The 14,043-nt window shown below is 32.8% G+C and carries 14 protein-coding genes and 1 tRNA gene; 12 read left to right on the plus strand and 3 right to left on the minus strand.

What is annotated here, in order from left to right; all coding sequences use genetic code 11:
• A complete protein-coding gene (locus tag MTP08_RS07135) occupies window positions 1–525 on the plus strand; it encodes a GNAT family N-acetyltransferase (RefSeq protein ID WP_243577693.1) in 525 nt (174 codons plus the stop codon).
• Between the two features lie 36 nt (window positions 526–561).
• Window positions 562–921 carry a cupin domain-containing protein gene (locus tag MTP08_RS07140; RefSeq protein ID WP_243577694.1) on the plus strand — a complete coding sequence of 120 codons (360 nt, stop codon included), beginning with the start codon at window positions 562–564 and terminating at the stop codon, window positions 919–921.
• Between the two features lie 38 nt (window positions 922–959).
• Here the strand turns inward: MTP08_RS07140 and MTP08_RS07145 are convergent, their stop codons facing one another.
• Window positions 960–1,391 carry a type I restriction enzyme HsdR N-terminal domain-containing protein gene (locus MTP08_RS07145; RefSeq protein WP_243577695.1) on the minus strand — a complete coding sequence of 144 codons (432 nt, stop codon included), beginning with the start codon at window positions 1,389–1,391 and terminating at the stop codon, window positions 960–962.
• Window positions 1,392–1,398: 7 nt separating this feature from the next.
• On the opposite strand from MTP08_RS07145, the gene holA reads away from it, so the two are divergent.
• From holA to MTP08_RS07195, 10 genes are all read left to right on the plus strand, one after another.
• On the plus strand, window positions 1,399–2,436 hold the full coding sequence (holA, locus tag MTP08_RS07150) for a DNA polymerase III subunit delta (RefSeq protein ID WP_243577696.1): 1,038 nt from the start codon (window positions 1,399–1,401) through the stop codon (window positions 2,434–2,436).
• A gap of 37 nt (window positions 2,437–2,473) precedes the next feature.
• Complete coding sequence (locus MTP08_RS07155) at window positions 2,474–3,568, plus strand: hypothetical protein (RefSeq protein ID WP_243577697.1); 1,095 nt, start codon at window positions 2,474–2,476, stop codon at window positions 3,566–3,568.
• A gap of 119 nt (window positions 3,569–3,687) precedes the next feature.
• Window positions 3,688–4,629: a thioredoxin-disulfide reductase gene (trxB, locus tag MTP08_RS07160; protein ID WP_209391089.1), complete on the plus strand. Its 942-nt coding sequence runs from the start codon at window positions 3,688–3,690 to the stop codon at window positions 4,627–4,629.
• 45 nt (window positions 4,630–4,674) lie between these two features.
• Window positions 4,675–5,043 carry a fluoride efflux transporter CrcB gene (gene crcB, locus MTP08_RS07165; protein ID WP_243577698.1) on the plus strand — a complete coding sequence of 123 codons (369 nt, stop codon included), beginning with the start codon at window positions 4,675–4,677 and terminating at the stop codon, window positions 5,041–5,043.
• 127 nt (window positions 5,044–5,170) lie between these two features.
• Window positions 5,171–5,258: transfer RNA gene (locus MTP08_RS07170), tRNA-Ser, on the plus strand.
• A 365-nt stretch (window positions 5,259–5,623) separates the two neighbouring features.
• Window positions 5,624–6,097: a hypothetical protein gene (locus tag MTP08_RS07175; RefSeq protein WP_243577699.1), complete on the plus strand. Its 474-nt coding sequence runs from the start codon at window positions 5,624–5,626 to the stop codon at window positions 6,095–6,097.
• Between the two features lie 218 nt (window positions 6,098–6,315).
• On the plus strand, window positions 6,316–6,714 hold the full coding sequence (locus MTP08_RS07180; RefSeq protein WP_243577700.1) for a hypothetical protein: 399 nt from the start codon (window positions 6,316–6,318) through the stop codon (window positions 6,712–6,714).
• A gap of 565 nt (window positions 6,715–7,279) precedes the next feature.
• Window positions 7,280–8,371, plus strand: coding sequence for a helix-turn-helix domain-containing protein (locus MTP08_RS07185; protein WP_243577701.1), 1,092 nt, complete (start codon window positions 7,280–7,282; stop codon window positions 8,369–8,371).
• A gap of 122 nt (window positions 8,372–8,493) precedes the next feature.
• Window positions 8,494–9,270 (plus strand): SDR family NAD(P)-dependent oxidoreductase, encoded by a 777-nt coding sequence (locus MTP08_RS07190; RefSeq protein ID WP_243577702.1) that lies wholly within the window; start codon window positions 8,494–8,496, stop codon window positions 9,268–9,270.
• Window positions 9,270–10,238, plus strand: a complete 969-nt coding sequence (locus MTP08_RS07195) for an NAD-dependent epimerase/dehydratase family protein (RefSeq protein ID WP_243577703.1) — start codon at window positions 9,270–9,272, stop codon at window positions 10,236–10,238. Before MTP08_RS07190 ends, MTP08_RS07195 begins: the two co-directional genes overlap by 1 nt.
• 170 nt (window positions 10,239–10,408) lie before the next feature.
• On the opposite strand, the gene carB is transcribed toward MTP08_RS07195, so the two are convergent.
• Window positions 10,409–13,591: a carbamoyl-phosphate synthase large subunit gene (gene carB / locus MTP08_RS07200; RefSeq protein ID WP_243577704.1), complete on the minus strand. Its 3,183-nt coding sequence runs from the start codon at window positions 13,589–13,591 to the stop codon at window positions 10,409–10,411.
• A 57-nt stretch (window positions 13,592–13,648) separates the two neighbouring features.
• A complete protein-coding gene (locus tag MTP08_RS07205; RefSeq protein WP_243577705.1) occupies window positions 13,649–14,002 on the minus strand; it encodes a four helix bundle protein in 354 nt (117 codons plus the stop codon).
• Window positions 14,003–14,043: the final 41 nt, after the last annotated feature.

Genomic DNA, 14,043 nt, shown 5'->3' on the forward strand with positions numbered 1-14,043 from the left:
ATGGAATTTTCTATTCAGCCTAATTTAGAAAACGAAAAATACCAAATAATCCCCTTAAAACAAGGGGATTTTGAATTTTTGTACGAAGTGGCATCAGATCCGGAAGTTTGGGAACAACATCCTAATAAAGACCGTTATAAGAGGACTGTTTTTCAAAATTTTTTTGATGCTGCGATGGAAAGTAAAGGAGCATTTAAAATTGTAGAAAAAGCTACCGGATTAATTTTAGGAAGCAGCAGATTTTACGATTATAACAAATCTGACAACAGTATTTTTATAGGATATACATTTTATGGAATACATTCTTGGGGAAAAGGTATTAATCCACAAATAAAAAAACTGATGCTCGACTACATTTTCCAATATGTTAACAAAGTAAATTTTTATATTGGAAAAGACAATTTGCGTTCTCAAATTGCAATCGAAAAAATTGGAGCAAAAAAAGTTGAGGAGAAAAAAGTCGATTACGAAGGTGAACCTTCAAGAATCAATTTTTTGTACGAAATAAGAAAAGAAAATTATTAAAATTTTAATTTAAAATCATATTCAATTCAATAAAAAATGAAGAAATACAAAATTCAGAAATCTCCTTTCGTAGTACCTACTACAGACGGGAAATTAATAGAAGAACATTGGGGAAATTCAACACAAAATGCTAATATTTCTATTGCACACATGGTTGCCCCACCCAATTGGAGCGAGCCACATCAAACTCCGGAATTTGATGAATTTACTATCATTATTTCCGGTAAAAAACAGTTTGAAATTGATGGTGAAACTGTAATTTTAGAAAAAGGACAAAGTATTCTCATAGAAAAAGGAGCAAGAATACGTTACAGCAATCCTTTTTCGGAACCTTGCGAATACATTGCTATTTGTCTGCCCGCGTTTTCGATGGATTTGGTGAATAGAGAGGAGTAAAGAACTTTTATGAATAATATTTGTAATTAATTTCAAATTTATTGAGGCTTGTAAAACTGATATTCTCCATTGCTGTAAAAAGCATGAATATGCTGCAAACCATTGGTTAGAATAATTTCTTCTGCCCCGATAATTGAATTGTATCTTGCTGTCTGTTCAAAGGTTTTTTCGGTGAGTTTTATTTGTGGAGCTTTGCATTCAATTAAAATTTTAGGTGACGTTTTTTCTGTTACCAAAAGATCAATTCGTTTGGTTAAGCCATTCAGAACAATCTTTTTTTCGGTAATTAATGCTGAAGCCGCATAAGATTTCACACTAAGATAATAATGAATCCAGTGTTGTCTCACCCACTCTTCGGGTGTAAGCAAAAGGTAAGTTTTACGCACTACATCATAGATAAAAAACTTATCTTTGTCTTTCTTGAATTTAAAATCAAAATTTTCCTGAAAATTCAGTTTGGGAAGTTCCATTAATACGATGAAAGAATTAGATTTAATCCTCAAAAATATTAAAAATAAAGAAGTTTTACCTATTTATTTTTTTCATGGAGATGAGCCTTACTTTATAGATCTTGCCGTAAAAGCTTTAGAAAACGATTTTTTGGAAGAAGACGAAAAAGCATTCAACCAGACTGTTGTTTACGGAAAAGATACTTCTTACCAAGAAATTTTGTCTTTGGCAAGACAGTTTCCTATGATGGGAGATAAACAGGTAATTATTGTAAAGGAAGCACAGGATTTAAAACTTACAGAAGCAGAAAGCAATGCCTTAGAAACGTATGTTCAGAATGCTGTACCTTCTACCGTTTTGGTATTTGCCCACAAACATAAAAAATTAGACAGCCGCAAGAAAGTTACCAAACTTTTGGAAAAATCTGGTGCGTTATTCTTAAGCGAATCGGTAAAAGAACATCTTCTTCCTAAATGGATTGCAGACGAATGTTTAAGACTTCAGATAAAAACGGCTCCCAATATTTCTCATCTTTTGGCAGAATATTTGGGAAATGATCTTTCCAGAATCGCCAATGAGCTTAATAAGCTTAAAATGATTTTAAAAGCGGGAGAAATTTTAGACGGAACCATTGTAGAAAATCATATCGGGATTAGTAAAGAATTCAATGTTTTCGAATTGCAGAAAGCTTTAGGAATGAAAAATGCCAATGCAGCATTTAAAATTGCACATTTTATGGGCAAAAATCCTAAAAACAATCCTTTTGTGATGTTGTTGGGGAATTTATATAACTATTTTTCCAACATCATTATTTACAACACTATGGTTGGACAATCTCCTAACGCTATTGCTTCTCAAATGGGAATTAATCCTTATTTTTTGAAAGATTATGCCGAAGCTTCCCGTTTTTATCCTCTGAAACATGCTACGAGAGTCATTTCAATCCTGAGAGAGTTTGATATGAAAGGAAAAGGTCTTGGAGCGGTAAATATGGATGATGCCGAACTTATTAAAGAAATGGTCTACAAAATCATCAATGTAGATAAAATTAAAATGAAGGTTTGATGCATTGAAAATGAACTTTTTTCATTAAAGATTTACCATGAAGAGTTTTTGTGCAATTATTTTAGGTTTACTTTTTCAATTCACTTATTGTCAGTCAAAAATAAAATCTATTTCTCCGACTGTAGATTTGCATAATTCTTTAAACATCCAAATTATTGAAACTTTAGGTAACTTTTTAGAAACTAAAGATTCTAAATTGTGGCTTGAATCCGATTTCAAAAAATTCCAGTTTCCTTTTTACGAAATTATGGATATTCAAAACGGAAAAATGGGATCAGATTTTTATCAACCTTCACTCATGGAAATTATTCCAACCGATAAGGATGACCAAAAAATCATAAAAATAGCTTTCATAGGATACAATCCAAAAACAAAATCTAATCTGATTAAAGCAATTTATAATATGATTGCTTCTAAAAAAGAGGGAAAAATATTCTTCAGCAAGTATATAAATTATGCTACAAAAGATTGGACAGAGAAGAAAGAAGACAACATTACCTACTCTATTTCGCCATTAAAAAAAGCAAACAATATAGAAATTGAAAAGCAAAAAACAGATATTAAGCAGCTTTCAGAGTTTTTTGAAACTGAGAAATTCCCGATTTATTACTATTCAACAGTTTCTCCTGAAGAAGCATTCAAATTGAAAGGTTTTGATTATCATCCAATGATGTACACCGATCAATCGGGTGGTTTCGCAGAACCTTATAACATTATTATATCTGGAAATAACTCAGAATATTACACTCACGAAGTGGTTCATCTTTACACCGCAAAACTTTTCCCGAAGATAAATTCTTATTTCGATGAAGGAATTGCCACTTATTTTGGAGGAAGCGGAAAGTATGATTATCTGTGGCAAAAAGAAAAACTAAAGAAGTATTTAAAGGAAAATCCTGACTTTGATGTTTTCAAACACTTCAATATATATGAAAAACTTTATTTTGAGAAAGAAACTCCAATACCTTACGTAGTTTCTGCAGTACTTTGCGAAATGATTCTTATTAAATTTGGAAAAGAAAAGCTTTTTACGGTTTTTAAAAATGGAAATTCAGTAGAGAAAGTATTAGAATCCTTTCATTTAAACCAAAAAAACATCAATTCTGAATTAAGGCAGTTTCTGAAAAATTAAAAAAACAATATTATTTAATTTACTTTTCAGATATTAAATATTGATAACTATCATCAAATTAACTTTAATAAAACATTAAAAATTCCGACCTTAGCAAACTATAAACCGACAAATAAATTATGGAACAAAATATTTTAGATTGTGTCATTGTAGGATCTGGTCCTTCTGGTTTTACAGCCGCAATTTATGCAGCAAGAGCAGATCTTAAACCAGAATTGTACACAGGTCTAGAACCGGGCGGACAATTAACTACCACTACAGAAGTAGATAATTTCCCGGGTTATCCTGCCGGAATTACAGGTCCCGAAATGATGATGGATCTCCAAAAACAAGCAGAGAGATTCGACACCAAAGTTCACTACGAGCTCATTACAAAGGCTGAATTTTCTGGTGAAATTGGTGGGATTCATAAACTGTACGCGGGTAATAAAGAAATTTTTGCAAAATCTGTTATTATTTCCACAGGTGCTACTGCAAAATATCTTGGTCTTGAAGACGAAAAAAAATATGCTGGAGGCGGAGTTTCTGCTTGTGCAACTTGCGACGGATTTTTTTATAAAGGAAAAGATGTAGTTGTTGTTGGAGCTGGAGATACCGCAGCAGAAGAAGCCACTTATCTTGCAAAATTATGTAAAAAAGTGACGATGTTGGTAAGAAAAGATGTTTTCCGAGCATCTAAAGCAATGATTCACAGAGTAAACAACACTCCGAATATTGAAGTGAAATTTAACCACGAACTTATTGGTATTGAAGGAGAAAACAATTTAGTGGAAAAAGCGGTAATCATCAACAATCAAACCCAGGAAAAATCTACCGTTGATGTGGACGGAATTTTTATCGCTATTGGACACAAACCCAATACAGATATCTTTGTGGGACAAGTTAACCTTGACGAAAACGGATATATTCTTACGGAAAAAGGCTCCTCAAGAACCAATATTCCGGGAGTTTTTGCCGCTGGTGATGTTCAAGATCACATTTACAGACAGGCCATTACTGCAGCAGGAAGCGGATGTATGGCAGCCATGGATGCAGAGAAATATCTTGCTGAATTAGACTAAATTATATAAATTTAAACGCACCTTAATTAAAAGGTGCGTTTTTTTATGAGAAATATATTTCTAATATTTTTTGGAGGAGGCTTAGGTAGTGTTTTGCGCTATCTGTTGTCATTTAACGCTCAGAAACTTTGGAAAATCAACAATTTTCCTATTGGAACTCTGTTGGTAAACATTATAGGATGTTTTGCGATAGGTTTTTTAACCTCTTATTTGGTAAAGTTTGATAATGGACTCAAATTTCTTTTAATAACCGGAATTTGTGGAGGATTCACCACTTTTTCAGCATTTAGTATCGAAAATTATTCTCTTTGGGAAAATCAGCAATTTTTGATGTTAACTATTTACATTGGATTGAGTATTTTACTTGGAATCATCGCAGTTTTTATAGGAATTAAATTTTCAAATATTCTGTAATTGAAAATAAACAACCTGATTTCTAACCGATTATTAACACTTGTTAAAATTACTTTAAAAATATTTTGCAAAAAGAGAAAAACGCTCTATATTTGCACCACTGAAAACGATAAATCGTAGTAAGTAAGGAGAGTTGGCAGAGTGGTCGATTGCGGCAGTCTTGAAAACTGTTGACTGTAACAGGTCCGGGGGTTCGAATCCCTCACTCTCCGCCAGTTGGGAAACCAAAATAAGCTAAAACGCTGTAAACATCAATGTTTACAGCGTTTTTTGTTTTTCGGTAGTATCAAAGAAAAGCAAAAAAGACCATATTGAAAGTGACCTATTTAGTGACCTATCGTGAAAATATCAAAATAGGTCACTGAAATCTCTGGAAAACCTAACCAATAAGCAGTCTAGCGATTGGATCAAAATCAAAATTGATATTTTGTAGACGATGTTATTATGGATAAGGTAATGCCTTTTATTTAAAGAAACTATAATTATAACTTATTAGAAATAATGTGCATTTTTAAACAAAAATTTCAATATATAACTAATTTTAACATAAAAAGTATATTTTTATCAAAAATAATACCCCATGAAAACATTAATTACCAGTTTAGCGAGTATCGCTATTCTTTCCAGTTCTCTGCAATCTTGTGCAAGCACATCTTCAGTAGCCAATAAAATTACCATTGAGTCCGGCGAAATTCCTCCAGACATGAAATCTGAAGACTTTACGTTAATTGGCGTACTGAAAGAGAGAGGAAGTTATGATAAATATGTGAAAATAGCATTTGCAAATTATACTGGAAAATATGTTTTGGCTACCGAGAGCGAAATCATAAATAAATACAGTGACACAAACAAATACCGGTATATAATGGATTATGAAAGAGAGACTGCAAGTCTTACTGTTGCTGGTACAAGCAAATCTCAAACTGTTCCTGGTAAAAGATATTTTATTTTAGACAGAAAAACTGACAAAGAGTACCAAAGAAAAACATGGTCGAGTTTTTATGCTAAAGAAATGCAAGCCTATCTGAAAGCAATAGAAGCTGTTAAAAATTAATCATTAACTGCAAAAGATATAAGGAAGAAGGATGAGTGTATTCCTTCTTCTTTATACTTAAAAATTGATAAAGTATCTTGTGATTACATAAGTCTAAACTGATTGTTCTATTCTATGTTTTTTAGCTGCTACAATTCAAATAGAATTTAGATATCTTACTTTCGAAATTACGATTAACCATAAATAATGAAGCCAATTTTTGTTATAATAAAAAATCGATGAAAGAACCTAAATTGAGATTTGTAAGTCGAAAAGCTATAGAAGATTTAACAAAAAACTTGAATCTTCACTACACTTTATCTGACTATCAGGATTGGGAATTTATTGTTGGAAAACCAAAAGATATAGAAAAATATATCAATTATTATGCGACTGAATTTGATGAGGATAATAAGTTCGCATTAATGGAAATAATCATTCAGGCAACTGAAGATCAAACAACGGAAAACGACTTTTTTAAACATTTAAAAATTCTTTTAAAACTGCTAAAAGAAAATTTCCGTTTACATGAATATTCTGTCTATTACTGGTCATGTTTCGAAAATGAAAATATAGAAGACTGCTGGAAAGTAACTCCTTTTATGAGGGACTTATGGCAAAAATGCATCATCAGCTAATATCCTTGTTAGTAGATTTCTAAATATATTCAAGCAAAAATATTAAAATTTTTGATTTACATATGTTTAAGATAAACCAAGGTGTATAACTCACAAAACTTTGTATTATTTTATTAAACAAAGTGCCTTTGTATAGATTAAAAACATTTCAAAAAGTAAACTTCTCTTTGTTTTTCTTTGCGATAAAATAATTAAGAATTGAATATCAGAACTATTTAAAATATTTCTTATCCCGAAATCACGTTAAATATATTACTTTTGATGCACCCAAAAATAGAAAAGTGTATAAAAAACTGATTGATGAATCATACATCCGATTAATTTATATTGATTCATTTCATCATTTAAAAAAGTGGAATCTACATTAACCCTGAGCTGACATTGTAAAGCTATTTTTTAATCTTGTAGAATTTTTGTAAGTTTAGTTCATTGATTGACCATAGCATCCTTGAACTTTCAATTCTTCGAAAGCCGGCAATTGCCTATGGTGAAACTTTTATTTCGTGAAAACTTTTACTTTAGTTGTACTTTAACAAAAAAACTTAATAAAAACTAACAACAAACAATGAATTTTAATGAAATAATTTCTTTTCTTTTAGCCGGAGGTCTTTTATTACTTGGTTTTCTGTTATTAATAAACCCAATGGAAACCAATAAAAAAGGTAATTTCTACTTTGGATTATGTTTATTGTTATGGTCAACTTTTTGGCTTGATGAAGTTTTCAATGCAGCACATTTTAAAAACAATTCTTATCTTACTATTGGTAAAGGTATTATTCAGTTTTTTACTCCTATTGCTTTTTATTTGAGCATTAAATTTTATACCAACCCGACTTACAAATTGAATAAAGATGGTGGCAGATATCTTATTTTACCTATTATTTATCTATTTTTTTTGTTATACAGCTTTTCTTCTTCCAAAGAAATTTTTAAAATATTGCCAATAATCTTAATGATGGGAAATGCTTTGTTATATACTGTTTTAGCATATGTTAATATTCAAAAGCACCAAAAAAACATTGAATCTGTCATTTCCAATAAAGAACCTGTTGACCTTCACTGGATAAAAAACATCATCTACGCCATTGCGGGTTCTACTATTATTGCAATGTTGTATAATGCTTTTTCCAATGCTACAGCGTTGAATTTATATATGAATTTATTTTTTTTGGCGGTGGTCTATATGATTGCTTATTTTTCTATCAAACAACAGGAAGTGTATTCCCAGAATTTGAATATTGATGAAATTGTAAATACGGACGATATTGAAAATGAACAGCAAAAAAGTAAGCTGCTTCTTAATAATTCCGAATTAGAAACTCTAAAGGAAAGACTATTACACCTCATTGAAACCGAAAAACCATATCTCGACAGTGAACTGAACTTAGTAAAATTAGCAGACAAACTATCGCTCTCCACGCATCAGCTTTCCTATGTGATCAATAATGGGTTTAATGAAAATTTCTTTCAATTCGTTAACAAATACAAGGTTCAAAAAGCAAAAGAATTATTGAATAATCCTAAATACGACAACTATACTATTGTAGCCATTGGATTTGAATCGGGATTTAATTCCAAGACTGCCTTTAATACTACTTTCAAAAAAATGACTTCGTATACCCCCACTGAATACAGAAAAAGTCGTTCCGATTTATAAAACTGAACCATTAACAAATTGATTAATAAATTTTTATAAAAAAAAGAATAATTGGTTCCATCTTATCAATTGGAGCATTTCAGCCTATCTTATCTGATATTTTTGCTGTTAAATAATAAGATATGGAGTATTCGTATGCAGTGGTAACTGGAGCAAGCCAAGGATTAGGGAAGTCTTTTGCACAGGAATTGGCAAAAAAAGGCTTTAATTTAATTTTGATAAGTTTACCTCATCAGGATTTATCATCATTAAGTTTGAACTTACAACAGCAATTTGGCGTTCAAGTCGTTTATAAAGAAACAGATTTAAGCATTAAAGAGAACATAATTGCTCTTTGTGATTGGATCAATAAGTATTATAATGTAAATTTTCTCGTCAACAATGCGGGTATTGGAGGAACAAAAAAATTTGAAGATGCCACCGCTTTCTACATTGAAAAAATCATTCAGCTTAATGTTTTAGCCACTTCATTACTGACTCATCAATTGTTATCAAACCTAAAAAAACAGAAAAAATCCTATATCCTCAACGTTTCCAGTTTAGCAGCATTTTCTCCAATCGGTTACAAAACGGTATATCCTGCATCAAAAGCTTTTATACATTCATTTTCAAGAGGTTTGTATCAGGAACTAAAAGAAACCAATGTTTTCGTAAGTGTCGTAAATCCGGGAGCAATGGCAACCAATGCGGAAGTATCAGAAAGAATTAGAAATCAAGGCTTTTTCGGGAAATTAACCTTATTAAATCCTGATAAAGTTGCAGAAAAGTGCATAAAACAAATCATAAAAAGAGATACCGTGATTATGGTAAACCCAATGAGTTGGTTAATGCTTCGAATATTGCCGATTTGGATACGACTTCCGCTAATGACAAAAGCCATAAAAAGAGAAATCTGCTAATGAAAAACGTATTTGTAACAGGAATTACAGGTTTGTTGGGAACCAATCTGGTTATTGATTTGTTGGAAAATAATTATCAGGTAAAAGCATTATTGCGAGATGCAAATATTTACACAGAAATTAATCACCCCAATTTGCAACTTATCCAAGGTAGTCTTTTCGACAATATTGAAAAATATTTGGATGACATTGATGTCTTCATACATATTGCCGCAGAAACCAACCAGAACATTACAAAATACCATTATTACAAAAAGGTAAATTGTGAAGCCACAAAACATTTGTATCTAAATTGTGTAAAATGCGGAGTAAAGAAATTTATTTTTATAAGCACCGCCAATACAATAGGTTATGGTTCTTTTGAGAAACCCGGCAACGAAACTCATCAGATAAGAAAACCATTTACAAACTCCATGTATGCCCAAAGCAAATTAGAAGCGGAAGATTTTTTGTTATCTCAAACTAACAAGACAGAAACCATTATTCTCAATCCTACTTTTATGTTAGGTGCTTATGACAGAAAACCAAGTTCTGGGAAAATCATTTTAATGGGTTGGAAGAAGAAAATCATTTTTTATCCACCCGGAGGAAAAAATTTTGTCAATGTAAAAAACGTTTCACAAGGAATTATCAATAGCATTCAATACGGAAAAAATGGTGAAAAGTATCTTTTAGCTAATGAAAACCTAACGTACAAAGAATTTTTTGAACGACTGAATAAAATCACAAACCAAAATCCGCTAATGATTAAAATTCCAAAAACAATATTGATTGCTATTGGATATTTAGGTGATTTGTGCAGGAAAGTGGGTATAAAAACAAACATCAGTTCTACGAATATGAAAACGCTTTGTATCACCAATTATTTCAACAATACAAAATCAACTAAAGAATTGAAAATAAACTACCAAAAAATTGATTCCGGAATACAAGAGGCTATTGAATATTTTGGAAAGTGTGGAAAATAGTAACTTCTGCCAAAATAAACTTCAACTAACTAAAGTTTGTGACTTTCATTTTTATCATAATTTGCAAATGATATATGAAAATTACTTTTTTATTTTTGAAAAAAGCATATTAAAAAAAACAAAAAACGCACCTTAAAAAGATGCGTTTTAACTATATTTTAACCTGAAAACTACATCGTTTCCATCTTAAAGCTCATACTTTCAATAACTTTAAGAATTGCTTCTACCGTATCCATTGATGTTAAACAAGGTACACCATTTTCCACACTCATTCTTCTGATCTGGAAACCGTCTCTCTCAGACTGTTTTCCTTTCGTCATGGTATTGACCACATATTGTACTTTTCCTTTTTGGATTAAGTCGATCAGGTTCACATCTTCCTCTCCTATTTTGTAGCCAATTTTACAAGGAATTCCTTTTTCTTCGAAAAATTTTGCAGTTCCTTCTGTTGCCCAGATTCTAAAGCCAACTTCATGGAATCTTGATGCCAAATCTGCCGCTTCCTGCTTGTGCTTATCTGCTACAGTAAATAAAATTGAACCATGCATTGGAACTTTTCTTCCTGCTGCAACCAAGCCTTTATACAAAGCTTTTTCCAGAGTTGTATCTTTCCCCATTACTTCTCCTGTAGATTTCATTTCAGGGCCTAAAGAGATATCCACTTTCGTTAATTTTGAGAAAGAGAACACCGGAACTTTTACGAAAACACCTTCTTTATTGGGAACCAATCCGTTTTTGTATCCTAAATCTGTCAGTTTTTGACCTAAAATTGCTTTTGTAGCCAAGTTTGCCATTGGAACATCGGTAATTTTAGATAAGAAAGGAACGGTTCTGGATGAACGAGGGTTTACTTCAATCACATAAACATTTCCTTCAAAAAGAACGTACTGAATGTTCATCAAACCAATTACATTTAAACCTTTCGCCAGTCTTTGAGTATAATCTACCAAAGTATCTATTTCTTTCTGAGAAACATTTTGAGGAGGATATACGGCAATAGAATCTCCGGAGTGAACTCCCGCTCTTTCAATATGTTCCATAATCCCTGGAATAATCACCGTTTCACCATCACAGATAGCATCTACTTCCACTTCTTTCCCTGTAATATACCGGTCTACCAACACAGGATGTTCCGGGCTTGCATCTACTGCAAACTCCATGTAATGAGCGAGTTCTGCTTCGGTGTACACAATTTCCATGGCTCTTCCGCCCAAAACATAACTTGGACGAACCAGCACCGGATAGCCAATTTCATTAGCGATAACAATAGCTTCTTCTTTCGAAGTTGAAGTTTTGCCTAAAGGCTGTGGAATACCCAATTCCTGAAGGGCTTTTTCAAATTTGTCTCTGTTTTCGGCTCTGTCTAAATCTTCCAGAGAAGTTCCCAAAATCTGAACACCGTAAGCCGCCAATTTATCTGCCAGATTGATTGCGGTTTGTCCGCCAAACTGTACTACAACACCTTTTGGTTTTTCGAGGTCGATGATATTCATTACATCTTCTTCCGTTAAAGGCTCAAAGTATAATTTATCTGAAATGGAGAAGTCTGTAGAAACTGTTTCAGGGTTATTATTGATAATGATCGCTTCGTAACCCATTTCTTTGATCGCCCAAACGGAGTGAACCGTTGCATAATCAAACTCAACACCCTGCCCGATTCTGATAGGTCCTGAACCCAAAACGATGATTTTTTCTTTATCGGAAACCACACTTTCGTTTTCTTCTTCGTAAGTTCCGTAGAAATATGGGGTTTCAGATTCGAATTCAGCGGCACAGGTATCTACCATTTTATATACAGGAACTATTCCGTTTTCTTTTCTGAAATTGTACACTTCACGCTGAGAAACTTCCCAAAGATGAGCAATATTTACATCTGCAAAGCCTAATTTCTTAGCTTCTGTAAGTATTTCTTTACTGAATTTGTTTTCGGCAATTGTTTTTTCAAAATCAATCAGTTTTTTGATTTTCCAGATGAAAAATTTATCTATTTTGCTCCATTCTACAATCTGTTCCCAGCTGTAACCTCTTCGCAAAGCATCACCAATGATGAATAATCTTTCGTCATCGCAAACTCTGATTCTTCTTTCGATTTCTTCAGTAGTTAAAGCTTCGGCCTGTTTTGTTTTTAAACCAATATGTCTGATGCCGGTTTCTAGTGAACGGATGGCTTTCTGTAAAGATTCTTCAAAGTTTCTTCCGATTGCCATTACCTCGCCCGTTGCTTTCATCTGGGTTGATAATCTTCTGTCTGCAGTTTCAAATTTATCGAAAGGGAATCTAGGGAATTTAGTTACCACGTAATCCAAAGCCGGTTCGAAACAAGCATAAGTCTTTCCAGTAACCGGATTCATAATTTCATCCAGTGTTAATCCCACAGCGATTTTTGCAGCAATTTTAGCAATAGGATACCCTGTTGCTTTGGATGCTAATGCTGATGAACGTGAAACTCTCGGGTTTACTTCAATAATATAATAATCGAAAGAATGTGGGTCTAAAGCCAACTGAACATTACAGCCTCCTTCAATTCCTAATGCTCTGATGATTTTTAGTGAAGCATTTCTCAAAAGCTGATATTCTCTATCTGAAAGCGTTTGTGAAGGTGCCACAACGATAGAATCTCCTGTGTGAACGCCCACCGGGTCTATATTTTCCATGTTACAAACCACAATGGCGTTGTCGTTGGCATCACGCATTACTTCATATTCAATTTCTTTGAAACCTGCGATTGATTTTTCGATAAGACATTGGGTAACAGGGCTATATTTTAAGCCTAATTCTGCAATTTCTTTCAATTCAGCTTCAGTGGCAGCGATACCGCCGCCAGTTCCACCCATCGTAAATGCAGGACGCACAATAACCGGGTAGCCAATTTCATCCGCAAAACGAATTGCTCCTTCCACAGTATTTACAATATCTGATTCGGGTACAGGCTCGTTTAATTCTCTCATCAGTTCACGGAACAAATCTCTGTCTTCCGCTCTGTTGATGGCTGAAAGTTTGGTTCCCAATACTTCCACTTTACATTCTTCAAGAATTCCTGATTTCTCAAGTTCTACCGCCATATTGAGACCAGTTTGTCCACCAAGAGTTGGTAAAAGTGCGTCAGGTCGTTCTTTTCTGATGATGTGACTTACAAATTGCAGCGAAATTGGTTCTATATAAACCTTGTCTGCAATTTCCACATCCGTCATAATCGTTGCAGGATTTGAATTAATCAAAATTACCTTGTAGCCTTCTTCTTTCAAAGACAAACAAGCTTGAGTTCCTGCGTAATCAAATTCTGCCGCCTGACCAATAATGATAGGTCCTGAACCGATTACTAAAATTGTTTTTATATCTGTACGTTTTGCCATTTTAATTTTTGATATGAGATGCTAGATGTCAGATTTCAGACTTTCCAGCGGTGTATTTTACTTTTTTAGATTAGATTTAAATGAATAAATCATTTTTTGAATTTCATTAAGATCTGATATTAGACTATTGACTTTTTCTGCATTTAGTAAATTTAATTCTCTTGTCAGAATTAATTGTGTCTGTAATTCAAAAGAGGAAGCATTTGCAATACCTAAAAAATGATAAAATTCTCTGTCATTATTTCTTCCTGCTCCTTCTGCAATATTTGACGGAATTGAAATTACACACCTTTTAATTTGAGAAATTAAACCAAATTTTTCATCTTTAGGTAACTCAGCACAAATTATATAGACTTTTTTTGCAAGTTCTATTGATTTCTGCCAAAATAATAATTTCTCAAAATTATGCATTGTAAAGTCTGTTATCTGATGTCTAATGTCTGGAATCTAAA

Origin of the sequence: Chryseobacterium oryzae (assembly GCF_022811665.1) — a bacterium.
In the GTDB taxonomy this organism is placed as follows: domain Bacteria; phylum Bacteroidota; class Bacteroidia; order Flavobacteriales; family Weeksellaceae; genus Chryseobacterium; species Chryseobacterium oryzae.

Excerpts from the sequence above, each read along its gene's own strand:
- MTP08_RS07190 (WP_243577702.1), top strand. The coding sequence starts at position 8,494 with ATGGAGTATTCGTATGCAGTGGTAACTGGAGCAAGCCAAGGATTAGGG.
- MTP08_RS07195 (WP_243577703.1), top strand. The coding sequence starts at position 9,270 with ATGAAAAACGTATTTGTAACAGGAATTACAGGTTTGTTGGGAACCAAT.
- MTP08_RS07140 (WP_243577694.1), top strand. The coding sequence starts at position 562 with ATGAAGAAATACAAAATTCAGAAATCTCCTTTCGTAGTACCTACTACA.
- MTP08_RS07185 (WP_243577701.1), top strand. The coding sequence starts at position 7,280 with ATGAATTTTAATGAAATAATTTCTTTTCTTTTAGCCGGAGGTCTTTTA.
- trxB (WP_209391089.1), top strand. The coding sequence starts at position 3,688 with ATGGAACAAAATATTTTAGATTGTGTCATTGTAGGATCTGGTCCTTCT.
- MTP08_RS07205 (WP_243577705.1), bottom strand. The coding sequence starts at position 14,002 with ATGCATAATTTTGAGAAATTATTATTTTGGCAGAAATCAATAGAACTT.
- crcB (WP_243577698.1), top strand. The coding sequence starts at position 4,675 with ATGAGAAATATATTTCTAATATTTTTTGGAGGAGGCTTAGGTAGTGTT.
- MTP08_RS07145 (WP_243577695.1), bottom strand. The coding sequence starts at position 1,391 with ATGGAACTTCCCAAACTGAATTTTCAGGAAAATTTTGATTTTAAATTC.
- carB (WP_243577704.1), bottom strand. The coding sequence starts at position 13,591 with ATGGCAAAACGTACAGATATAAAAACAATTTTAGTAATCGGTTCAGGA.
- MTP08_RS07155 (WP_243577697.1), top strand. The coding sequence starts at position 2,474 with ATGAAGAGTTTTTGTGCAATTATTTTAGGTTTACTTTTTCAATTCACT.
- MTP08_RS07135 (WP_243577693.1), top strand. The coding sequence starts at position 1 with ATGGAATTTTCTATTCAGCCTAATTTAGAAAACGAAAAATACCAAATA.
- holA (WP_243577696.1), top strand. The coding sequence starts at position 1,399 with ATGAAAGAATTAGATTTAATCCTCAAAAATATTAAAAATAAAGAAGTT.
- MTP08_RS07175 (WP_243577699.1), top strand. The coding sequence starts at position 5,624 with ATGAAAACATTAATTACCAGTTTAGCGAGTATCGCTATTCTTTCCAGT.
- MTP08_RS07180 (WP_243577700.1), top strand. The coding sequence starts at position 6,316 with ATGAAAGAACCTAAATTGAGATTTGTAAGTCGAAAAGCTATAGAAGAT.